The organism is Ruminococcus sp. HUN007, from assembly GCF_000712055.1.
Taxonomy (GTDB): Bacteria; Bacillota; Clostridia; order Oscillospirales; family Ruminococcaceae; genus HUN007.
This window is the reverse complement of the sequence record NZ_JOOA01000002.1, coordinates 46,666-69,199: the sequence shown is the minus strand read 5'-3', so window position 1 is coordinate 69,199 and position 22,534 is coordinate 46,666. Positions and strand designations below refer to the sequence as shown.

Annotated in this window: 25 protein-coding genes and 6 pseudogenes; 4 read left to right on the top strand and 27 right to left on the bottom strand. The window is 40.5% G+C overall.

Features of this window, described 5'->3' with window-relative positions; translation table 11 throughout:
• Positions 1-196: 196 nt before the first annotated feature.
• The 4 genes from CC97_RS04355 to CC97_RS04340 form a co-directional block, all read right to left on the bottom strand.
• On the bottom strand, positions 197-1,150 hold the full coding sequence (locus CC97_RS04355) for a HigA family addiction module antitoxin (protein WP_049962686.1): 954 nt from the start codon (positions 1,148-1,150) through the stop codon (positions 197-199).
• Positions 1,143-1,496 carry a hypothetical protein gene (locus CC97_RS04350; protein WP_049962685.1) on the bottom strand — a complete coding sequence of 118 codons (354 nt, stop codon included), beginning with the start codon at positions 1,494-1,496 and terminating at the stop codon, positions 1,143-1,145. The genes CC97_RS04355 and CC97_RS04350 overlap by 8 nt, the downstream gene beginning before the upstream one ends.
• Before the next feature lie 491 nt (positions 1,497-1,987).
• A complete protein-coding gene (locus CC97_RS04345) occupies positions 1,988-2,971 on the bottom strand; it encodes a hypothetical protein (RefSeq protein ID WP_044973985.1) in 984 nt (327 codons plus the stop codon).
• 149 nt (positions 2,972-3,120) lie between these two features.
• Positions 3,121-3,681: a hypothetical protein gene (locus CC97_RS04340; protein WP_044973984.1), complete on the bottom strand. Its 561-nt coding sequence runs from the start codon at positions 3,679-3,681 to the stop codon at positions 3,121-3,123.
• A 267-nt stretch (positions 3,682-3,948) separates the two neighbouring features.
• Between CC97_RS04340 and CC97_RS04335 the strand changes: the two genes are divergently transcribed.
• Positions 3,949-4,812, top strand: coding sequence for a hypothetical protein (locus CC97_RS04335; protein WP_044973983.1), 864 nt, complete (start codon positions 3,949-3,951; stop codon positions 4,810-4,812).
• A 127-nt stretch (positions 4,813-4,939) separates the two neighbouring features.
• Here CC97_RS04335 and CC97_RS04330 read toward each other — a convergent pair whose 3' ends face one another.
• The 8 genes and pseudogenes from CC97_RS04330 to CC97_RS20845 all read right to left on the bottom strand — a co-directional run bounded on the left by CC97_RS04330 (position 4,940) and on the right by CC97_RS20845 (position 10,274).
• Positions 4,940-5,395, bottom strand: coding sequence for a GNAT family N-acetyltransferase (locus tag CC97_RS04330; RefSeq protein WP_081849984.1), 456 nt, complete (start codon positions 5,393-5,395; stop codon positions 4,940-4,942).
• A 126-nt stretch (positions 5,396-5,521) separates the two neighbouring features.
• Positions 5,522-6,415 (bottom strand): phosphatase PAP2 family protein, encoded by an 894-nt coding sequence (locus CC97_RS04325; protein ID WP_044973982.1) that lies wholly within the window; start codon positions 6,413-6,415, stop codon positions 5,522-5,524.
• Between the two features lie 244 nt (positions 6,416-6,659).
• The gene (locus tag CC97_RS04320) at positions 6,660-8,042 is read right to left on the bottom strand and encodes a lectin like domain-containing protein (RefSeq protein ID WP_044973981.1); all 1,383 of its coding nucleotides are present in this window, start codon (positions 8,040-8,042) and stop codon (positions 6,660-6,662) included.
• Positions 8,043-8,203: 161 nt separating this feature from the next.
• Complete coding sequence (locus CC97_RS04315) at positions 8,204-9,199, bottom strand: IS5 family transposase (RefSeq protein ID WP_044973980.1); 996 nt, start codon at positions 9,197-9,199, stop codon at positions 8,204-8,206.
• Between the two features lie 235 nt (positions 9,200-9,434).
• Entirely contained in the window at positions 9,435-9,575 is a 141-nt protein-coding gene (locus CC97_RS21515) for a hypothetical protein (RefSeq protein ID WP_347493884.1), read from the bottom strand.
• Positions 9,576-9,587: 12 nt separating this feature from the next.
• A pseudogene (locus tag CC97_RS21510) lies at positions 9,588-9,674 on the bottom strand (hypothetical protein); the annotation flags it as partial.
• A gap of 148 nt (positions 9,675-9,822) precedes the next feature.
• Positions 9,823-10,137, bottom strand: coding sequence for a phage tail family protein (locus CC97_RS04305; protein WP_242848123.1), 315 nt, complete (start codon positions 10,135-10,137; stop codon positions 9,823-9,825).
• Entirely contained in the window at positions 10,119-10,274 is a 156-nt protein-coding gene (locus tag CC97_RS20845; protein ID WP_242848122.1) for a hypothetical protein, read from the bottom strand. The genes CC97_RS04305 and CC97_RS20845 overlap by 19 nt, the downstream gene beginning before the upstream one ends.
• Before the next feature lie 114 nt (positions 10,275-10,388).
• Here CC97_RS20845 and CC97_RS04300 point away from each other — a divergent pair, with 114 nt between their 5' ends.
• Entirely contained in the window at positions 10,389-11,048 is a 660-nt protein-coding gene (locus CC97_RS04300) for a hypothetical protein (RefSeq protein WP_044973979.1), read from the top strand.
• A 71-nt stretch (positions 11,049-11,119) separates the two neighbouring features.
• On the opposite strand, the pseudogene CC97_RS19480 reads toward CC97_RS04300, so the two are convergent.
• The 8 genes and pseudogenes from CC97_RS19480 to CC97_RS04250 form a co-directional block, all read right to left on the bottom strand.
• Positions 11,120-11,995 (bottom strand): annotated as a pseudogene (locus CC97_RS19480) (phage tail tape measure protein).
• Between the two features lie 78 nt (positions 11,996-12,073).
• Entirely contained in the window at positions 12,074-12,472 is a 399-nt protein-coding gene (locus CC97_RS04285; protein ID WP_044973976.1) for a hypothetical protein, read from the bottom strand.
• A gap of 211 nt (positions 12,473-12,683) precedes the next feature.
• Positions 12,684-13,983 (bottom strand): annotated as a pseudogene (locus CC97_RS04275) (ISL3 family transposase).
• A 164-nt stretch (positions 13,984-14,147) separates the two neighbouring features.
• Complete coding sequence (locus CC97_RS04270) at positions 14,148-14,879, bottom strand: hypothetical protein (RefSeq protein WP_044973975.1); 732 nt, start codon at positions 14,877-14,879, stop codon at positions 14,148-14,150.
• A 499-nt stretch (positions 14,880-15,378) separates the two neighbouring features.
• Entirely contained in the window at positions 15,379-15,594 is a 216-nt protein-coding gene (locus CC97_RS04265; RefSeq protein ID WP_156036769.1) for a hypothetical protein, read from the bottom strand.
• A gap of 302 nt (positions 15,595-15,896) precedes the next feature.
• Positions 15,897-16,520, bottom strand: a pseudogene (locus tag CC97_RS04260) (nucleoside phosphorylase).
• A 221-nt stretch (positions 16,521-16,741) separates the two neighbouring features.
• The gene (locus tag CC97_RS20465) at positions 16,742-16,897 is read right to left on the bottom strand and encodes a hypothetical protein (RefSeq protein WP_197021821.1); all 156 of its coding nucleotides are present in this window, start codon (positions 16,895-16,897) and stop codon (positions 16,742-16,744) included.
• A gap of 222 nt (positions 16,898-17,119) precedes the next feature.
• Positions 17,120-17,395 (bottom strand): annotated as a pseudogene (locus CC97_RS04250) (terminase large subunit); the annotation flags it as partial.
• 69 nt (positions 17,396-17,464) lie between these two features.
• Here CC97_RS04250 and CC97_RS04245 point away from each other — a divergent pair.
• Positions 17,465-18,034 (top strand): hypothetical protein, encoded by a 570-nt coding sequence (locus CC97_RS04245; RefSeq protein WP_044973971.1) that lies wholly within the window; start codon positions 17,465-17,467, stop codon positions 18,032-18,034.
• Positions 18,035-18,218: 184 nt separating this feature from the next.
• Here the strand turns inward: CC97_RS04245 and CC97_RS04240 are convergent, their stop codons facing one another.
• Complete coding sequence (locus CC97_RS04240; protein WP_044973970.1) at positions 18,219-18,623, bottom strand: hypothetical protein; 405 nt, start codon at positions 18,621-18,623, stop codon at positions 18,219-18,221.
• Between the two features lie 14 nt (positions 18,624-18,637).
• The gene (locus CC97_RS04235; protein WP_044973969.1) at positions 18,638-19,006 is read right to left on the bottom strand and encodes a hypothetical protein; all 369 of its coding nucleotides are present in this window, start codon (positions 19,004-19,006) and stop codon (positions 18,638-18,640) included.
• 234 nt (positions 19,007-19,240) lie between these two features.
• Here CC97_RS04235 and CC97_RS04230 point away from each other — a divergent pair, with 234 nt between their 5' ends.
• Positions 19,241-19,897 (top strand): transglutaminase-like domain-containing protein, encoded by a 657-nt coding sequence (locus CC97_RS04230; protein WP_044973968.1) that lies wholly within the window; start codon positions 19,241-19,243, stop codon positions 19,895-19,897.
• Between the two features lie 33 nt (positions 19,898-19,930).
• Here the strand turns inward: CC97_RS04230 and CC97_RS04225 are convergent.
• The 5 genes and pseudogenes from CC97_RS04225 to CC97_RS04205 all read right to left on the bottom strand — a co-directional run.
• A pseudogene (locus CC97_RS04225) lies at positions 19,931-20,077 on the bottom strand (DNA modification methylase); the annotation flags it as partial.
• Between the two features lie 148 nt (positions 20,078-20,225).
• The gene (locus CC97_RS04220) at positions 20,226-20,984 is read right to left on the bottom strand and encodes a hypothetical protein (protein WP_044973966.1); all 759 of its coding nucleotides are present in this window, start codon (positions 20,982-20,984) and stop codon (positions 20,226-20,228) included.
• 2 nt (positions 20,985-20,986) lie between these two features.
• Positions 20,987-21,424 carry a hypothetical protein gene (locus CC97_RS04215; RefSeq protein WP_044973965.1) on the bottom strand — a complete coding sequence of 146 codons (438 nt, stop codon included), beginning with the start codon at positions 21,422-21,424 and terminating at the stop codon, positions 20,987-20,989.
• A gap of 268 nt (positions 21,425-21,692) precedes the next feature.
• Positions 21,693-22,040: a hypothetical protein gene (locus tag CC97_RS04210; RefSeq protein ID WP_044973964.1), complete on the bottom strand. Its 348-nt coding sequence runs from the start codon at positions 22,038-22,040 to the stop codon at positions 21,693-21,695.
• A gap of 65 nt (positions 22,041-22,105) precedes the next feature.
• Complete coding sequence (locus tag CC97_RS04205) at positions 22,106-22,498, bottom strand: hypothetical protein (protein WP_044973963.1); 393 nt, start codon at positions 22,496-22,498, stop codon at positions 22,106-22,108.
• Positions 22,499-22,534: the final 36 nt, after the last annotated feature.

Sequence of the window (22,534 nt, the reverse complement as noted above, 5' to 3'; positions counted from 1 at the left end):
AAACCTCCTGTTTATGCAGTGATTTGTGCAGTTTCTGGGACTTTTACGGGTTTACCTTTAAAGAAATTATAACTCAATAGAGGTTTTCAATTCATTTAATCTAGATGCATAAGGAACCTTTTGATCATTCTGCAACCTAGCTACAACAATTCCTGGATGGCGATTAATTTCTTTTGAAAAGTTCTTTACTGAGCTATTAGTAAAAAACGTTCTTAGATACAAAAACTTGATACTTTTCCGATGGAATAAGGATAGACTGTGAGAATTCATTAGCATCTACCTCATCATCACTGATAATAGAATCGCTTTCATTCCAAGTGTAATTAATTTGCTTAATCTTTTTTTGCTGAACATGACGAGCTTCATGGAAAAAGGTAAACCAAAATGAATCTATCGATTTTTTTCGATCACTTATTGCAATAACAGCTTTCCCTTTATCGAGCCATTTAACAAAGCCATGAAGTCCTGAATCTTTTAAATAAGGTAAAAGAACGAGAACTACACCGCAATCAGCAAGTCTTTCTTTTACATTATCAATTATATTATCAAAAGGTTCTAATGTCATTTCCGCAATTTCAGATACAGCTGCATTAAATTTTTTCAAATCGAACTTTTGAGCTTCCGATTCCCTTGCAATTTTAGTAACAGTTTCTACCCATACATTTGCATTAAGGATGTTTTTTTGCTTCTCATCCCTAATTCCATTTCGATAGGATACATTATAATCTTTTTCAAGGAGAATTCCAAGTCTCGCTACAGAAAGAAATGAACAAAGATTTTTTATTCTCTCAATCGAATCTCGCGTATCAGGCAGAAAACTTAATTTAACAAAATAACTATAGTCGATCTGTTTAATAAGTTCGACCTGTTTTTCAAGTTGTTCTTTTTCTTTAATTTCAATCATTTTAGCATCATATGACTTCTGCAAATTCAGCCATGTTTCAGGACTGGAATTTAAAAGTGACGCTAATTTCAACGCAAGATCATTAGAGATTCCTGTTTCACCATTAACTAATTTGCTGATTGTTTTTGGTGTAGTTCCTAAACGAATAGCGAACTCTTCCTGAGTAATACCCATTTCCTCAATAATTTCATCAATATAGTATCCAGGATGGAAAGCCATAAGTTCGTTGTTATTTTCTTTACTCATAATGATTACTTACCCCCTCAACTAATATGATTTTAATTTGAACACATTCTTTAGAAAAATCTGCTCCTGCTTTTATGATATTTTGTTCAGCATCAAGCGGCGCAACTATGAGTCGCCATGAGCATTTTCTACCTTTTATATCAAGTGACCAATAGTCTTCCATGTCCCCTTGTAATGGATGGCAATGAAAAGGTATATATGATCGAATATCATTAAAAGATACGGCGCCTTCAATAAAATTTATTTTAGCCATCAAATCCGTAGCATAAGCTGATAACTCTTTTTTTGCAGCTTTTAGACTTGTGCATATTTTTTCTGTTTTCTTGTCTTTATATATGATTTCCAAGTATACATATCTCCGTGATTTAAATTACCTTTTTGGTAATCTAATAATATCATGATATCTTATTATTGTCAAGTGTAATAATCCTAGAGAACTTATTAATCTCTGGTACAGAATTATTGCAAGCGGTATAACCAAGATAGCATATTATGTAAAATTCATGCAACAAATTTTGAAGATAATGCAGATATGAGCGTAATTTCTGCATTCATCGGAGAAAATGGTGATAGTACGATAAATGCACTAAACCACTTTATGCTCGGATGGTTAGAACCTGAAAGAGTAGCAGTGTATGAGTGATTTGTTTAACTATATCAAAATCAGATTTTGTCGCCTTTCTAATGCTCATTTTGTTTCTCCTAATTATATGGAATAGAATTAAAAAAGTCAATACATTAGGCGAATGATGTTGAGTATTAATCGCATTATTGTAAATCAAAGGTTATTTGTTTTCAGCTTTAACCGACTTATAACACATAATATAATACAGTTTTTTATTTCACCGTTAATTCAATACTGTTGCTGATACTGAAAGCAAATTTTTTGTTATTCGGTATTGCAACTTTCGAAAGATAAACCTCATAGTCTCCCTTTTCCTGGATGTACTGTGAAATATCAGTATGGTCATAATAAGTTGCATATATCGTGTAAGGAGTATTGTCACGAATGATCGGAGTTACAGGTTCTCCGTTTCGCTTGATGACCCAGCCTATCTCACCGTAACTCTCCATATGTTCAGGGCGATACACCATATTGTCTTCCAGCCTTATTTCCACCTTGTCATATGACATATCCATATCTTCCTGTGTTTTGATAGCCCAGTCATACTTTTTCCCTCTGATATCATAATTCTTTATAAAACCGGATTTTTTAAAGTATTCAACGGTAAGCGATTTCTGGTACATGCCTCCGTATTCGGCTAATTCTTCGTAATCTTTGCTTCCGATTGAGAAATGTTTGCTTGTATTATCATTCGAACAGATAATATAAAAGTAGGCTGTTCCTCTCTCTTCACTCTGCATGGGGATATAATTATTATATTCCTCCGTAACTGTTTCTTCTGTTTTAATATCACTGGAAACGTCAAATAACAGTTTGGTTTTGGCAAAAATATTCATGTCCAGATATTCCTTAGTATATGGCACAAACGTAATTCCGAACGCAAAATATATCGCCAGTATAGTGACCGTAGCTATAACATATTTAATGCACTCCAGAATTACAGAACCTTTTGGTTTATCCATTATTCCATAGTAGCCAAAATCATTAAAATACTTTTTATATTCACGGTACTCCATTTTCTTTGCAATTATCCTGCTTAATATTTCTCTGATCTCACGGAACACAGCCACCAGATAAAATATAAGCAGACCAGTACAAAGCAAAGTCCACAAAGAATGGGGTATCATTTTCAAAAGCAGATCAGAACGTATTTCTTTAAGCGCTCCGTAACCAATATAGCTTTCCGGACATCTCATAAAAAAAGACACTCCGGCAAATATCAGTACCAGCACTATAATCCCTATAAAAGACTCCTTTAGTGATTTCATAATCTATCATTCTTCTTTATCATAATATTTCCTTCGTCGTTTAAATACATGGTCTAAATAAGGTCCTGTCACTTCCATCACAGCATACCCGTCTTCCAGGCGATAAACTCTCCGGTCCAGTATTTCTGAGGCAAAATCATAATAGAATCGCACAATTCAGGTGCGGCTAATATAGGATAAACACTGCCCTGAATAAATCTTCCCGGAATGTCCTTCCGGAATACCATTACGGACATAAATCTGACCGGTATCTCTCTGTCATCTACCGTAACCGGAAATTCAAGAGAAGTCCTGTCCGTTTCAGCTGTCACTATCGATGCTGCTTTTCTGTACTGTTCCGGTATTGTTTCCGGGTCTTTATCCTTGTATGAAAAAATGGTATGCGCTGTTTCCTTCAGAATTTCAGGATCTGATTCACCGAACTCATCTGTGGTATAGATAAAATTAGCGGGATAATCTCCTCTTTTCTTCGGATCAAACAGAGCAACATTAGCCTGAAGGAGTACGGCATAATAGACCTTTCCGTGCTTAAACAGAGTATTCTTATCCTTATATATCTGATAAAGTCCGTCCGTTGTACGCAGCCATGAAGGCATCGGAAGGATTTTAAACCGAATCGGCTTTCTGCTGTATCTCATATTTTTCCCTGTCCCCTGACTGGTTAATTTCCATCTTAACAAATTCCCAGTAAATATCATTTGACTTTCCAGAGTAATGCTTTCGTGATATCTTATACTATCCAAATGATACATATTTGTTGATTTAAATACTTTAATTATACCACGTAATATGGCTCTTATCAAGTAAATTTGTCTGTGATTTTTGTTATAGATATTGATATCACGACTTTAAGATGCTATAATTTAAGCATAAAGAAAGACATACAAAACGAAGGGGGATTTTTTATGAACAAAATTTTAAAAGGGATAGGTGTAGTTTTTACTCTTACACTTCTTGTCTGCGGACTTTCCTCATGCGGAAAAGTAAAGAGTGCCAAAGAACTTCATAAGTACGCGAAAAAGACATACGGTGAATGTACTGTCGTTTCCAGTACTGAGGATACAAAGAGTACTGTACTCACCGTACATGACAAACTGCAGGATTTTGACTACAATGTTTCGAGCAGTATGCAGGGCATATACATCGACGGATCAAGTTTTGGCTCAGTACCTCAGACAAGCAGCGACTTCGACCGGAAGCTCGATGAAAAAGTAATTTCTGTCGCAAAGGATGAACTTGATGCTGTCTGTTCAAAGTACAAGGTAAGAATGGAAACCGATTCATTCAGTCTTCTTGTTATCCGTTCAAATGATGAAAACGCAGCGAAAACAGCCGCATCTGAATGTGCTGCTATCTTACAGAAACAAAATCTGAACAATCGCCTTGACCAGCGACAAATCGAAGCTTACGCGGATAACGAAGAAACCTGTTATCATGATGAAAAATACTGTATCATTATCCTTCCTGATATAAAACTTCTGGATAAAGATGATGAACTCGTCCTTGAATACACACAGAGAGCACGCAGTCAGACCGACAGTAAAGCTGAATTTGTACGCAAAGAAGAGAAGAAATTCTCCGACACCGGTGCTGATCTGAACCGTGTTGTATCCACACTTGGGCAGGACTATCCTACCGAGCCGGATTCGCCGGTAACATATTATTACTTCAAATCATCCAAAGGTGAAGAATTCTATCTGTGTAATTTCCTCTATCAGGATGAAAACAGTGCAGCTTACTATTATTTCACGAATTACAAAGGTGAATAATACATAACAAAATACAACGGCTTCTCCGACTGACTATCAGTTACGGAGAAGCCATGTTTTTTATGTTAAGTAATCAAATCGCCTCATCTCTGTGTAGTAGAAATCGTGGTGTTTTACTACTAAGGGATCAGCACTTGGATACTGCCCATCTCGGTCCTTCTTCTCCGATGATCCCATTGAGCGCAAATCCGCATTTCTTAAGCGCGCTGATTGAAACAGCATTTTCAGATTCTGTTTCCGCTTCTATGGCAATGACCTCCGGATGCGAAAACGCCCACTCCAATACCGCTTTGACCGCTTCGGTAGCATAACCGTTGTTCTGATATTCTTCGGAGATTCCGTATCCGATCTCTGCAATACCGTTCACAGAAAGCCCCTTGAAGCAGAGTTCCCCGATATGTGTGCCGTCTTTCAGTTCGATCATCCAGATTGCATACCAATCCCATTGATCCGGATGATCCAGACAGCCGTTCAGCATTTCTATGTAAGCAGCTTTCAGGACATCATCAGTCTGCGCTTTGATGAAAGCTTCCATTATATCCTGAGATGCGGCGTATATTTTTAATCTCTCTGTTTCAATCATTTCGCTTCACCTCTCAGATGCATTTTTCGTACTTAATCGTTATACCATAATTCTTCCAATTTATCAAGTCAAAAAAGGCAAAAAATAACGGCTCACCTAAGTGAGCCGCAGCCGGTAAGAACTGCGTCATTTCTTATTATGAACGAGAATTTCATACAGGATAACAAAACCCAGACCGCACAGCATTCCAGCGGATATGTCGCTCAGGTAATGTGCACCAAGCACCATTCTTGAGAACGCGATCGGCGGAATCAGAACGAAGGCTGTGATCTGCAGGAAGCGTTCTTTCTCTTTCCATATTGGAAATGTCTGTGCGAGTGCGGGAAAAATGGCGAGATTGAGGACAGCATCGAGCGCATGACCGCTGAAAAAGGAACGAAGCGCATCGCTTTTCAGGTGATAAGTTTCGCTGAAAAAAGCCGCATTGTCAATCGGTTTATACCACGGTGTGAATCCCAGACCTTCCAAACCGCTCTGCGTAATGCGGAAGCGCGGGCGGCTGTAGAGAGATGAGAAGATAAGCTGACCGAAGAAACTCACCGCCATGATGACGAGGAGGATCAGAATGCTGTAGGCAAGGTGCTTTTTCGCTTGCTTTCCGTTCATAAACATACCAAGAATCACCGGCGGAAGAAACAGCAATAATCCAATGCAGACTGTATGGCGGAAACCGAATGCCGTATTCGGAAACAGCAGTCCGATGACGGAATCGCTTATCAAACCGGCGCCGCCTAAGACAGCCGTTGAAATACTGGTATAGCAGCAAATGAAGGTGCACAGGATGCGCTTGATGCGTGTCTGTGAGAGAAGCAGCAGCTGCCGGAAAAGCGCACCGGTAAGAAGCTGAAATGTCCCGAAGAAAAGGACATACCCTAAAATTGTAAAAACCAGTGCGGCAGGCTGATTCGGTCGGTAAACAGCCGCTGCAATCGTCTGATCACAGAAGCTGCCGACGGCGAACAAAATGACAGACAGTACTGCGATCACAAGATAGACATTTCGTTTCACGGCAAGACGCATTGCAGATACTCCTTTCTTTCCCATTGTATATGGGGGTGTATTGATTCTGTCAAGATTCACGGTGAACTCGGCAAATTGCGGCAAATCTTAGCATTCTAAGGACATCGTTCGTAGTAAAAATGGTAGTAAACACAGGGTGTGTTACTACTAAGGAATTGGCGCGTATCGCGGAAACAGCGGGTAGTAGTAAAGCGATTACAGTAGGTTACTACTAAAGCGCCGATAATTTCCCCATACAATATTGTTATTCGTAAAGCGCTTTGATACAACAGTTGTTCGGCTCAAAGTCTATCTTCAAAACATCCTTTATATCGCTGTCGGTCATATCCTTCCAGTTATCATCAACATAAACGAAGGACTGACCTTTTTCGGATACGGTTTTATATTCAAAATTGCCGATCGGTGTCAAAGCTTCCGGATCCATTTGTCTGAAATCAATGCCCTCTCCCTCAATAGGCGCACCGTTCGGATAGGTAATGACAACGGCATAATCGGTAACATCTACCGGAGTATCAAGTTCTATGGTATGATATCCGCGACATCCGAGCTTTGCCTCCTGAGAATACAGCAGATCCTGCATTTCTGCATCATATATCTCGATCTTGATATCCTGTTCGTCAAAGTTGTTATAAGTACCGACAGCTGCAAGCTTTCCTGCTTTATGGAATACATTCGCGACCTTTGTGCTGCCTTCCGTCTTTACAGATCTGTTCTGCAGGCTGCTGATGTCAAAGCCGAGCGCCTCTGCATACGGTGTATACAGGGATATAAGAGACTGCTCGTCACCGGCATCATAGCTGAGAACCTCGCTGTATTGATCCGTGACGGAGTGGCATATGGCGAATTCGAGAGGAGCGCTGTAAGATACATAATAGAATCCTGCCGAGACGTTATTGCTGTTGTAGGTGATCCATGCACCGTCCTCAGAAGCAGGCTCTTTGAAGTATTCCTTTGGAAAATGGTCATCATAGCCTATAATAGTGATATCGTGGTCGAAGCCGATCTTTTCATGGTAGTTTATGGTGCGATAAGAACCGAAAAATCCGATTTTACTGTTATCACTATCAAGAACGCCGACAGCGACTCCGCCTCTTTTTCGGACATTCTCCTTTATGGCGTCTCTGTCATTTTGATCAAGGATCACAGAGCTGTTAAGAACAAGGTCATCAAAACCGTGTGACAATTCTTCTGCGACTGTCCACTGCAAGCCACCTACTTCTTTTCTGTCAGCGCCTTCTTTTAAGAGAATGCCCTCGTTTTTTTCATCCGGATAAATGATATCGAGAAGGTGCAGGGGGTCTATTGTTATATAGCTGCTGTTTTTCTTGAAATATGAAGTTTCCATGCTCGCAGATGCTGCATAGAGCCAGCAGGTACCATATTTCTGAGACTTCATATCAAACTCAGTCATCTCGTCAGCAATATTATAGTATCCGTCCTCACCATGTACATAGTCATAAACCGGTTTCGCCTTTGTTGTTACTTCAGCAGTTGTCGCTTCAGTCAAAGCTGTAGTTTCGGTAGTAGGTTCGACAGTATTTTCAAAATCAGAAGTATGATTGTCAGCGCAGCTCACTATGGAAATCATTCCTGCAATTATAAGCGATAAAACAAGTAGTTTTTTCATTTTTCCTCCTGCTATTCGTTATCTAAGGAAACGCTGAATAAGTCGTGATATAATAAAATATCCTTGTAATATTGGAATAATATTGAAATGCGAATCGCTATTCGAGCATTTACCTCATTTTTTTATTATTTTTTGCGGAATTAATCCGCATTAGGGTACACTTACCCCTTGCAAAATTCTGCAGTTCTTCCTGCACGAGAACACATCAGCAAATTTGCTGATGCGAATAGAAAATTGAATCTATTCATGTTCTTTTTTATTCCTTTGTATGCTACTTTTGAGTATCCAAATGTATTCTTTACAATGAGGAAAGCATGTTCCACTTTGCATCTTACTGATGACTTATCATGCTCCATCTTTTTATCCCAGTTAATACCGTTATAGTCATCTGAGGTTTTTAAACTTGACGGTCTTTTATTGATTTCAAACTTCATGTTTTTATGATGCTCATCCTGTTTTATGGCATTCTGTGCCGGAACACCAAGATAACCAGAATCGCCGTACATTATTTCATCATCATTGCGAATAAGCTTAGATGCTTCAGTGGAATCATGCACATTTGCCGCTGTTCCGGTTATTGTATGCACATATCCTGTTCCAGCATCTACTCCAGCATGTACCTTCATTCCATGATACCACTGATTGCCTTTCTTAGTCTGATGCATTTCAGGATCACGTTCTCCCTTGGCATTCTTTGTTGAACTTGGTGCTGCAATTATTGTTGCGTCAACAATTGTACCACCATGCATGATAAGTCCTGCCTTTTCAAGTCGATCATTAACGTCCTTGAAAATAGCGTCGCCGATATTATGTTCTTCAAGAAGATGTCGAAACTTCAGTAATGTTGTTGCATCCGGAACTTGTTCATGCATAAAATTTATTTTCATGAATTTTCTCATTGCATAGCTATCATAAATAGCATCTTCGACACCTTCATCTGATAGATTGAACCAATCCTGAAGAAGATACATTCTAAGCATGGTCTCGATACCTTTTACAGGTCTGCCATGATTACCTGACGGATAGTAAGGAGCGATTATCTGAATCCATGAATCCCATGGAATTATCTCTTCCATTCTATTAAGAAACGCTTCTTTTTTTCCCTGACGCTTTCTAAGGGAATATTCCATATCGCTGAAACTTAACTGTCCGTTCATATCAAAATACCTCGCATAATATATTTTATTAACTACATTATATCATATATACGATAATTTGTCAATACTAACGTCGATTAAATCAGCGTTTCCCTAAAAGCCTTTTAATAACGACCATATCTGCTCTATATTCTTTTTCTCACCACATCATTATACCATAATCCTTCCAATTCATCAAGTCAAAACGGGCAAAAAAATAACGGCTCACTTGGAGTGAGCCGCAGCCGGAAGCATATCATACTGCTTCATCCTTTGTTCTGTTCATTTCCTGACGAGCGTTCTGGAGTTCCTCCATGCGGTGAAGCTCCGCAGCAGCGTCCTCCAGCCCCAGATGCGTATAAACGTCAAGTGTGACGCCGATTTCGCTGTGTCCCATCAGGTATTGCAGCGTTTTCGGGTTTTTGCCTGCTTTCGCCTGATTGCTGCAATAGGTATGACGGCAGACTGAGGCGTGATGTTTGGCATCTGCACTCAATAAATCTCGTTATACTTCTTCACCATACGATTGAAGCGGTGTCCCCAGTGCAGAGCTACCAACGGCATACCTTCATCGTCGAAGTACAGGAAACCGCAGTATCTGTCCACGAACTTCTCCTTCTTTGGTTTACCTCTGTCCTCGATGATTACCTGAAAGCACCGGTAATCTGACTGTAATACGCCATGACCGACTCGGTTGAATACCAATAAATGTCGGGGCAGAGAATAGAAATCTGCCCCGTAGTAAGCATTTCAAAATTGTTGACCTCGCAGGTCTCGACATAGCCCTCCGCAAACACATCAATGCCTGCCGTAGCATAGTAGACCTTGATGTAACGGGAGGGCTTCACCACCTTGTAGAGCTGGTGTCGGCGGGCTTCCAGTCCCACGCCCCGCATCTCGAAGTGAATGACCATATTCCGCTTCTCGATGAAAGCATTGTTCAGGTAGCTGCCGCCCATGCTGCATAGCTGGAGGTGCTGATCGTGCCGGGAGGCGGATTCAAGTCCTCGACCTTTGCGGTCATATACTGGTTGGCGGTCGTGGTCATGTCCACCCAGTCACCGTTGGCGTTTTCAAGAATAAGTGCAAAAAACATGGTTGCCCCCTTTACTTTTTCGGTGTGGGTGTGGTATAATAACTTAAAAAGCGAGACTCAAAATGTTTACATCAGAAGTATTTAGTTGGATTACCAACTGTGAGGAGAATAACTATGCATAAAAATGCCGAATCATTTGCGAAGTACTGCGATGAAAACTATGATCTGGGAGGTATTCAACCAATACCCAGCTATCAGTCGCTTTCAATTTGCATTATTGACTGCATATTTTCGCTTCGTGCAAAATACTATCAACATACACTTCCTGTCATTCACAGATACGCTGATAAATATCTAAATGGTGATATTTATAGCGCATCTGATACTATAACTTCCTTCATTAAGCACATGGATGAATACGGTGCTACAGAATTCGCAAAAACAGTATTGCAGAATAATCAGCGAAGCGGAGGCGTTCTGAAGACAGAAGTATGCTATAAAATCGCTAAATATTTGTCTTATATCAAGATTGAAACAATGAGTGATTTTCAAAACTTTGAGGATACCGAGTTTATTGAGAAAATACTCTATTCTGTTAAGGGCTTAGGCAATGCAGGTGTTGACTATTTGTTTATGATGGCTGGTGACACCGATAGATGTAAAGTAGATGTTCATATCAACCATTGTATTTGGGATTTCTGCCACGCCAATATGCCTCCTAATGAGATACAGGAATTATTTAGAGATGCTGTTTCGATGTTGAAAGAAAAGTATCCCGATCTGACCGTAGGTATGTTAGACAGAACCATTTGGAATGAATATCAAAAATCATAAATTCAGCGCATTCCGCGTCATACGATAAATCTCCAGCCGTGACAGCGATTTCGGACTATTATTGGTCTGATTCACTGTGCGGCTGTTGTCATTGTTGTAGTAATTGTTGACCACACCGCCGCTGCCACCGCCAGTACATCAGCAAAATGACCGCTATCGGCAGCAGATAAGCCGAAAGCGGTCAGAGCGTCTGTTACAATATCCGAAGTAATTGCCAAGTCTTCACCGGAAGCGGCAGCGAGGTTCATGATGCCCTCGATACCCTCCAGCATATCGCCGGTTTTCCAGCCCGTCATCGCCATGTAGTTCATGGCATCGGCAGCCTCGGAAGCGGAAAGCTTGGTCTTTGCGCCCATCTCACGAGCCTTGTCCCGGAGTGCGTCCAGCTCATCACCAGTCGCACCGGATACAGCAGCAACCTTGCTCATGGCGGAGTCAAAGTCTGCTGCGGTTTTGACAGCGGCTGTACCCGCAGCCGCAATGGGAACGGTCACATGGATGGTTAGTGTCGTACCGACATCGGCGATTTTGTCGCCAGCCTTTTCGAGCATTTCACCCGCCTGACCGAGCTTTGCAAGAGCCGTGCCGGAAGCCTCCGCCTCACGCTGGAGGTTCTGTAGCTCCTGTTCCGTTTCGATGATCTCACGCTGGAGGGCATCGTACTACTCCTGCGAAATGTCGCCGTTGGCAAGCACCTGATTTGCTTGCTCTGTCACCGTTTTCAGGGTTCCCAGCTTTTCTTTGGTAGCCTTCACCGCATCGGCGAGGAGCTTATGCTTCTGCGAGAGCAGTTCCGTGTTGGAAGGATCGAGCTTCAGCAACTTCTGTACATCCTTGAGCTGCGTCTGCGTGTTCTTGATGTTTTTATTGACGCCTTCCAGCGCTTTTGACAGCTTGGCCGTATCGCCGCCAATCTCAACGGTAATGCCCTTTATTCTGTTTGCCATACGGTTTCACCTCCGTGAGGGAATGAAAAAAGCATGTGCCGTGATGAGCAAGTGCTTTGAGTGAATTCAATTATAACATTAACTTTCAATGGTTCTTTGAATAGCTGCTATTCTTTCATCACAAGATAATGAATGATTCTTGACTATATCAGCAACAGCCATTCTTTTTTTGCGTAAGTTTTCATTATAGTTCTTTATATAGAGTTTTTTCCCATTTACATCAGCATCAATCGCTGATATTTTTTTTATTTGTAATATAGCAAAGCAAATATAGCCTACCGCAGTAACAAAAAGCGATACTGTAAAACTATGCAAAATTGACATTATCAAATTAATGATAACAGGAGCGCCCAAGAATAAAACACCAACTAATAAAACAATGCATATTATCTTTCTGTTTTTTTGGGTTATTATTTCATTATTGATCTTCTCTATAACGCTTTTTTGTTCTTCATTAACAGGGTGTGAATCAAACAAAGTATTATTTGCGTTGGTGATTCGTCATTTGTAGTGGGTAAGGCCTATCTTCAGGTACGCATTTATTCCACGATCCACTTGACAATGAGCCTCTGTCAGCATGATATTCTGTCCGCCGAGGCAGGCGCCGCCTAAAGGCTGTGCTGCCTGGCAAACAGCCTATCACACTGCCTTCTCATTATCAAGTGGCTTTCGCGGCATAAAAGCTCAGTTATACCAAAGCGAATGTTTTAATAGCATTATTAACAGCAGTGTCAATATCAAGCTTTCCGCAGTTCAGATATATCATTGTTTTGAAATACTCCATATTTCTAAAACCACGTGCTCTGCACTTAACATTTTGTATTATGCAGTTTACGCCTTCAAGAATAGCATTTGTATATCTGTAATCAAAGTAGTTAAGTATTTCAGTCCAGTGACTTTTAACGAGTTTGCAGAACCCTTTAATGTCATCAAGGCGTGAATGCATCATCCAGGAACATAGCTTTTTTTAGTCTTGGTTCTGCACTTTGTCTATCTATGCACTGCTCATAAATATCCTGTAGTTCCACTCTGATAGCATATGCTCTTGCAGTCTTTAAATGCTTTGCAGACTTAAGGATTTTCTGTTTCCATTCGAGTTGTTTGTCTGTCAGATTGCCTTCGTTTTTCAGCCAAAGATATTTGCTTCCTTTAAGCTCTGACTCATACTTACTCTCTTTTTTCCGTACTTTATCAACTGCTTCATTAGCGTGTTTAATTACATGAAATTTGTCAGCTACTGTTTTGCTGTTTTTAAAGTTTTCAGTTATTCCTTTCTTGAATCCAAGGGACATATCACATGTAACAATATCTATATTGTCAGGAACTCCTTTGTGTTCCTTGAAGTCAGTTACAAACTTATCTACTGTTGTATGATCTTTTCCTTCTGTTGTATAGATTACTTTGCGTTCGTCCAGATCAACCATGACACTTATGTAGTTATGTCCTTTACGGCTTGTTTCATCAATTCCTAAGTTTCTGACTGATGAATATTCTTCAAGCTTACGTGCGTCATCAACGTAATGCTTGATTACTCGCCAAAGTCTTTTATCGTTCACTTCCAGAAGCTTAGCAATTGATGATACGGACATATGTTTTGCATATTCCATCACCATAGCTTCAAACAGCAGCGTGAATCCTGAATTCTTTCTTGCCCACGGTACACGAGCTGTTGGACAATGGCCTTCTCCGTCACTTACTTTAGGCACTCTGGCGTGTATATATGTTTTGTACTGAAAGAAATTCAGATGTTGCCATGTTCTTTTTACGGTGTCGTGGGCGCTCTTCTCAATTGGTTTTCCATCTGCATCTACCCACTGCTTTCCATCATCAAAATAGAATATGAACCTTGCTCCTCGTTCAAAGTCTACGTCTATATGAAGTTCCATTTTCGATGAACCTTCTTTTTCTGGTTTAAGTTCTACCTTGGTGACTTTCCATGGATATTCGAGCTGAAGTGCTGCTGTGAATAAAGCTGTATTATCAAACAATTGTATGTACCTTCCTTTATTTACTGGTACTTTAAATGATACTCCATTATATGAATTTTAGCAAGTGGCTTTCATGGTCTACCCACTATAAACGACGAAAGGCCTTTGCGTTTTCACCATCAAACCAAACAGTATATTCTTTTTCTGAATAAGTATATTTGAGTTTATAAACCGGAAGAATAACTACTTCTGATGTGCAAGTTTTTTTGTAGACAATCTATCGAGAAATTTTCATAGCTATTTCCGGGAATTTGAGATACACACATTTTTTTCGCTTCGATTGCAAGTGCTTTTTCTGCATAATCCATAGCATTATTATATGATGCGCCGGAATCTTCAATATTCGTGTTTTGAAGTTTATTACTTGAATATGAAACAGCATTTTCTAGCGAAAAAGAACCAAGCCATCTATCAAAATCAGAATTAGCAGATGAGTTATAAATAATATCTAAACGTTGGTCAAAAATTCTTCCATTCGATGGTTGCTTATTTTGTATTGTTCTAGTCTTAGTAACAGGTACTTGCTTAGAAACTGCTTGATAAGGAACATCTCTATCTGCTCCATTCATATAAATTCTATCTGTTCCACATTGAGAGTGTTCACCGCCATAGCGATCAACAAAAACAGTTTTAGACTCATACACAGTATATTCCTCAGTGTGAAGATAAATACTTGTCGCTGACCAACTTGCAGTGTAATTGAAATGAAATATATAAACAGGATAGTATTTCTTTTCGATATAAGTAATCACAGATAGCGCCATATCAAGCGGAGTATCTTCCAATGACGCTGTCCAATCTATGAACTTTTCCTTTAGTTCATTTTTATCATACTTAAATTCAATCATTCTATCTGGTGTAGCAGTATTAGTATTAATCCCTTTTATTGCACTCATAATATCCCTCCATATTGTTACAACTATAGCACTTTGCGAATGATTATCTATGCCCCAATTAAATTGTATATTATAATCGATATGAATTCAATATAATCAGCGCTAAATCGGCACAATGCCGGATATTGTATAATTAATCACATTATATGAATAAGGAGCTTGTTGCATATAAACAATTGGAGACTCTAGAGGAAATTAATATCATTTAGAATGCATCAAAATCGTAAGCGTCAAATAGACCGTGTCCTTAATAGCTGAATTTGATATGGTAAAAAAAAACAGAGGCTGTTTTTGCAGTCTCTGTTTTTTTAGATTAGCGCCGCAGGCGCCACCTGTTTCCGATTCCGAGAATGGAACGCCTACGGCGTGCTATTAGAAAACGGACATCAAAGATGTCCGTTGATAAAATGAGGTATGCATTTTTCGAATTCACTGGCTGGCTAACGTCAGCCTAATCAGGCAACAGTTACCCTGTCTTTTTTTCTTGGCGTTTTAGGCTTTACAGACATATCTGCGCGGGAAGATTCTGTATTGCCGCATCTACATTTTCTTTTCTGAACTTGTTCGTCCAGTAGTAGTAAGCGCCTTTCGTAACGCCTCGGTTTGCACACCACTCGATCGTACTCATACCACTTTGCATACGGTCAGAAATGAGAAGCTTCCAGCGTTCGTAATGGTACCTCGTTTGTCTGTCATCCATATCACGTCTTTTCATAGTTTTTCCGATCTGTTGCATAACTTGTGCGATTTTCACTACTGCGTAGTTCATACTTGAGGTTATACAATTCTCTCGGTATTTCTATGATACAGCTTTTGGTTTTTCAATAAAAGACACGGTCTATTTGACGCTTACCTTGATTCTGTTTGCCATGCGGGTTTCACCTCCTCCGTGAAGGCATGAAAAAAGCAGCCCCGCAGGACTGCTCAGTGTATATTCAGTTAATGCGCTAAATCAGAATTTGTGAAAGTATCCCCGCCATAAATCTGTTCATGAAAAGTTAGCTTTCTTAGGATGATTTATATTCTATCTGAAATTTGCATTGCAATTTGAAGTTTATCAAGATTATGATTGGCATCTGACAGTTTATCAATCTGATAATCTCCTTCTGCAAGAACATCTCCCGCAGACAAAAAGTCATACAATTCAAAACCGTAAAAATCAGAAACTGCCTGTACTCCTGCAACTTCCATTTCAACGGCGATACACCCTTCTTCTTTTCTCTCATTTACAAGATTGACTGTTTCACGCAAAGGGCAGTCTGTTGTCCAGACTTTTCCCTTTATAAAAGGAATGTGCAATTCAGTAAAAATACGTGCAAGCCTGTCTGCATTCTTTATGTTTATGTAGTCCTACGGTTCAGTAAAATAATAGGACATTCCTTCACCACGATATGCTTGTGACGGAATGATAAATTTTCCGTTGGTAATGCTATTATCCAGACTCCCGCAAGAGCCAAACATAATAAATTTATTTGCCCCTGTCAGGTGATTGACTTCTGCTGTCAGTTCTCCTGCACAGGCAGAACCAATATGTGTCAAATAAAAAGCGATCTCTCTATGATTCCTTTGAAATGACCATATCGGTATATTTCCGTTACAGACACTTACTTCTGAAATTTGTTTGCATTCATACTGTGACAATAAATGTTCGTATATCTCCTTGGAGAATATTACAAGTCATATTTCAACGAGATGCTTTTTTTCACCATAGAAAGCCTCGAAATTTACGATCGGTTCACTTTCAATATCATAAGAATCAATTATCATCTGAACCCTAACCACCTTTCAAATTCCGATTTAGCGAAGGAAGCTTCATGTTTCCTTCACACCAGAATTATAACACAGCAGGAATAAAAAGTCAATCAGAACGCATCAAAGTCTGCCTGTCCAGCGACCTCATGCCAGCCGTCATATTCGTCATTTTCCTTTTCGGTGAACATATCATTCATGACTCCGATCGTGAGCGGATCAAGCTCCGAGAGGGTCAGCTTTTCCGTCTTGACGGACTTGCTCTCCACCGTAGTTTCACCCTCAGTTGCAGGACGGGACGCAGAGCAGCAGTACAGCACGGTTCTTGTCGCCTTCAAACTCGAACATGAGTGCGAACTGCGATGTTTCCGCATCGTTGCGCTTCACCAGAACGCCCTATGCATCAAGCTGCTTGAAGCTGTGATACATCAGGTTATCCGCGCCGAAGGTGCAGCTCCGTTTGCGAAGAATGAAGAGCCGTACTCATCACAGGCAACCGCAGCGGCAAGCTCGGACTTTCCGTTTTTCTTCGGGATCTCGATGTATGCCGTGTTGAACTGCCGGTAGCCGTTGGGCTTCAGAACGCCAAACAGTTCACGGATGATGCGCTCCTGCCAGTCGATCAGCTCGAAGGGCTTTCCCGTCCATGTGCCTTTGGTATGGGCAAGGCACTCGATGAACCGCACCACATAGTTGGCGGCGGCTTTGTCATAATGGGAATCCTCCGCCAAGAACTTGGTCGGTGTATAATCTTTCAGCTTTCGCAAGTGCCTTACCTCCTTGACATTTTGCGAGATTTCAGTTATTATTATAAAAAGACTACGGGGGGCGTTTTCATGCACTTTTTGTGTAAATGTGGATATCGGTTTCATGATAGCACAGATTGTATTTCATATAAAGGAAGAATCATTGCCGATCAGGATTGGAATGAGTTCTGGGACTGTATAGATAAAATTGAAAAGTCACATGAAAATAATCATGCGATTTATGAGCGTATTGATGATCTGTTTCACTTGAATTTATATCAATGCCCGTCATGCGGGAGAGTGTTCATAGAGAATCCGGAAAACATATCGCAGTTGATAAGATTCACTCCTTGTTTAGAGGGAGAACCAGAGCCAGATGTCAACAAGAGATTACTCATTTCTTCGCATGGCGAAAAATGGAAAGGCCATCTTTATGCTGACTGGTATGATGAAAAGCCGGAATGGTGTGATTGTCGAGGTATGATCTATCCAACATTAAACATCCAATTAGATGATCTGACTTTTGATGATTATGAATCATTTGAAAACCGGTTTTATGAATTATTTGAGCATCTCAAAGGGTTACGTCTCATATCCTATGCAATTCTAAATGTAAATCGTAAAAGAACATTCATGTGGAGCGAAAAGAATAATGAATAAGATTGAAAAGCGGCTGCCTTCCGCAGAGGTGTCCACCGGACACCCGCAACCCTGTGTGGAGTGGTTTACCAAAAGAAATAGTCATGAAAAAACGTGAGTTCTATCATGAAAAGAACTCACGTTTTTAAATTATAGTCCAAGTTTCTGCATTTCTGCATCAAAGTTTTCTTTCGTAAAACGATAGCTAATGGGATATTGCCAGTTTTTCACGGTGATTATGGTGAAAATCAGTCATGAGGACACAATCACCTTCTTCACGGAATCGGCAGAGGACAGACCAGCAACCGGAATCTCCGCAGCCAGAACAGCAATAGAGTTCCACGCCGTAATCATAATAGTAATCACCCGGTGTGCGTGCAGTACTGAATTGTAACGCCATGTAGCCGCGTGTGTTGTGTCCGTAATCACCGGGTTTCATTGAAGGTGTTTCATGCGCAGCAAATGGCGATTCTATCTCGCGGATCAAATCCAGCAGACAGGAGTCATTGATGTAATATTCCACTACCAGCGGCATTTTTCTTTCTGGTTCATCATCAGGCGGTGGATTCCTGTAAAGCCGTAGTTCCAGCATATCAATTCTGTTTTCCATTGCACTTTCTCCTTTCAGATGGAAATAGTATACCACAGATAAAATGGAAATGCAAGTAAACCAAAACAGAAATGTAGATGAATTGTACGTGAATTGTACATCGCACAAGAGCCGCACACGTGCGATGTGTGGGGTGGGTTACCACCGTTTGGAGGATATCCGTCCCGCGCCACACGCTGCAGGTTCTTTGCAAACTCGCAAAACATAGTGATGAATTTTGCGTAGGCATCGCCATGCACCGCTTCCTTGTCGAGGGTGTATGCCCCGATCTCGTAGGCGCAGCTCGGAACGCCGCAGTAGCGGACATCCATCTCAGCCAGCTCACCGATCTTCTGCGCCAGTGCCTTGCGCTGGTTCTTTTCAATATTGAATCTGATATTCATGATGTGACCTCCTGTTTTTCACCGCTTGCTGCGGTTTGAGTGTAGTAAACAGTCCAGTGGACTGTTTAGATATTAACTCTGAATCGCAGATATAGCAAGTGTGAGTAGTGACAATCTTTCAGGTAGAACCTGTTGTTTTTTCTGTCGATATGTGCTATAATATGAAAAATGGTATCGGAAATGTTCAGCGAACTGCCAGAACGGAAACTGAAAAACCAGAAAGGCGGAGAAAAAATGAAAACGAAACTATACACGAATAACATCCACCAATATCTGCAATGCAGTGATATCATTGACTTTGACAACGAGTCTGTTGCACAACTGGCTGACAAGCTTTATAGCGCGTCAAACGGCGAGACCGATTTTATCAGAAAGGCTTTTGAGTATGTGCGTGACCACATCTCACATTCGGCTGACATCGGAGCAGACGAGGTGCCCTGCACGGCATCACAGGTACTCAAAGCAGGTCACGGAGTATGCTTTGCAAAATCTCATCTTCTGGCTGCGATACTCCGCAGCAGGGGCATCCCCGCAGGCTTTTGCTATCAGAAGATCGTACTCAACGACAATGCCGATGTGCCGGAGCTTGTCTATCACGGACTTAACGGAGTATATCTCAGAGAGCATGATAAATGGATAAGGCTTGATGCAAGAGGAAACAAAGAGGGCATGAATGCACAGTTTAGCATCGACACCGAGCAGCTTGCCTTCCCAATACGCACAGATAAAGGCGAACAAGACGATTTCACCGTCTATCCTGTGCCGGACAAAGAGATAATAGATGTGCTGACATCAAACAATTCCAGAGCGCAGCTTTGGGCTGTACTTCCGATGCAGCTCGAATACTATAATGCTATCAAGACAACGGAATCCGAAAACAGTAAAATATGACAAAAAAGAAACGTGAAATAACTGCAATAATGCTCAGCCTTCCTTCGTCTCAACCTCTTTGACCAGATCAGAATAAGGAATCTGCTGTCCGTTACGAATTACATACACGCCTTCGGCATTCCCGGTGTCCTCAACGTATTGCCGGAGAATGACGGAGGCGTATTTTTCGTCAAGCTCCATCGACAGCTTTGTGGTATCACCGCCGATCTCGACCGTGATGCTCTTGATTCTGTTTGCCATTCGGTTTCGCCTCCTCCGTGAGGGTATGAAAAAAGCACCTGCCGTAGCAAGTGCTTTGTGTATATTCAGTTAATGCGCTAATCAGATTTTATTTGAAATAAGCAGTATCAAACGACTCGCCGTTGTTTAGCTTATCAAATAATTCTAACAACCCTTTCTGCTGATGAGCCTCCATCCAAACACCGACCTCATGTTTCGCATTCAGGTAACGGAAACGCCTGTCTTCTACCGTTCCAGCATAAAATTCAGAACCTGTATCCATATCTTCGAGAGGAAGTGCATTTTTTCCGTTATCAGTCTGTTCAATCCATGCCTCCAGCCCATATTGCTCACGATAATCATTTTGCGTGGCAAGTCCCTCATCAAACCATGTAGGAATCCCTTTCAGAGCATTTGTATTCAGGCGGGTATGCAACTCCGCGTGAGTGAATTCATGTGCTATTATGTCAATATTAAGGTATTCATCTGAAATAGAAATGTAGTTTTGCTTCGGGTCAAATATTGAAGTATTCGTATCATGATCTCCGCCGAGCCTTGAAAGGAGATTATCATCATCACAGAAAATCACAATCGTTTTAGTTGTATCGGTACACTGTAATTCTCCGAAAAACGCTCTGTCCCGTTCCAATGCATCTTCCGTGAGCCTGATTGCTTCTTTGATATTACCGGAATAGTTCTTGTTGACATAAATATTATCTGCTGCTTTTTCAAAGGAAATGCGGTACGGAACTGACATTCGATAGCCTAAATCCGTAAATTGAAAAAAACATACAGCAGCCAGCAACACCAGCAGTATCAAAGAAATACAACAGCATAATATGATTTTCTTCTTTGATTTCACTTTCATGTTCATTTCTCCTTGCTTAGTTCAGCTTCACATTCCTTCTGCCAGTCCTCAAAAATATCCACTAAGTCGACATCACCATCTCCGGCGAAATCATCATAGTTGTATTTAGCGTCAAATGCTTTTGTATGAACATTGTAGCTTAATCTGAATTCAATAGGACGTTTTCCATCATATTTATCGCAAATATCAACGATATTGTCCATGTCTTCAAACCCACAATCAAAAAACTCATCTATCTGATCGTCATCAAACCAGTCGTTTAAAAGGCATATCTTTTTATCTTTAGCAAAGAATGCGTTAAAGAAACCCATTGAATCGCTTCGATAGATATAAATATACACCATATCGGCTTCTTTTTCGTCGTTCTCTAACAGTTCTAATGCAAGTGATACGATACTTGCCTGTGCATCGGTAAATGCATCTTCAAATCCTTGTAACATATGCAGCACTCCTTAAATATTTTTATTGATCAAATAAACAGATGTAAAATTCACCGGCAACTCGATATGTACCATACCATTATACCATAATCCTTCCAGTTCATCAAGTCAAAACGGGCAAAAAAATAACGGCTCACTTGGGGTGAGCCACAGCCGGAAGCATATCATGCGGTTTCACCTCCTCCGTGAGGGAATGAAAAAAGCACCTGCCGTAGCAAGTGCTTAGTGTATATTCAGTTAATGAACCAAATCAGAATTTACAACTCGGTTATCTGTTAGCTAACCAACAAACGATAGAAAAAACACTTTTAATTTTCTCTGCATCAATTTCTGGATATTGTTTCCTGCATTCACTCTCATATTCTGAGATTTCCTTTTGTGCATCTTCTCCTTTAGGTAAGAATGGTGTTTTATATTTAGCGGCTATTATATCTGCATATTTCAAACAACACTCATAAAAGGAATGTAAATACTCCTCTGCTTCTTTGATCTCTTTATCTGATATATCGGGAAAGCTTGTTATAATTGAACTGCGTATCCTCTTTTTGCCTGTGCCGCTGAATAAATCATATGAATCAAACAAGTCATTAATATGTCCTAAAACAATGCTGTTCATATATTTTCAAATCTCCTCGAAATTCCGATTTGACGAAGGAAGCCCCATACTTCCTCTCCGATTTCTTAATGCCCTTCGATATTATCAGCGAATGGCGCACGCTTACGCAGGTAGAACAGGTATTCGCCTGCTTTATCAGTTTCTTCTATATAGCAGTTAAAATCATCCCATTTGTATGTGTCATCGAATTTATCCTGTACATCAGACAGCGAAAGATCTGATGTGAACGTGATCTGTGTAAGGCAGTCCACATGATTTCCTGTACCTGAAGTGTTGCCGGTCTCGGATTCAACAGAGATGATCTCGGTATTCCGGAGCGTATCAACAATATCATGGCGCAGACGTTTTGTCTGGATACCGGTCGAGGCGTGATTGATGATCATACCGAAGATTTCAAACAATATCAGAAACAGTAGGACGGCAAGGATGCCGATCAGAACCTTTTTCAATGTTTTCATAAAAATCTCCTGTAACAAAAACTTTTCAGAATAAAA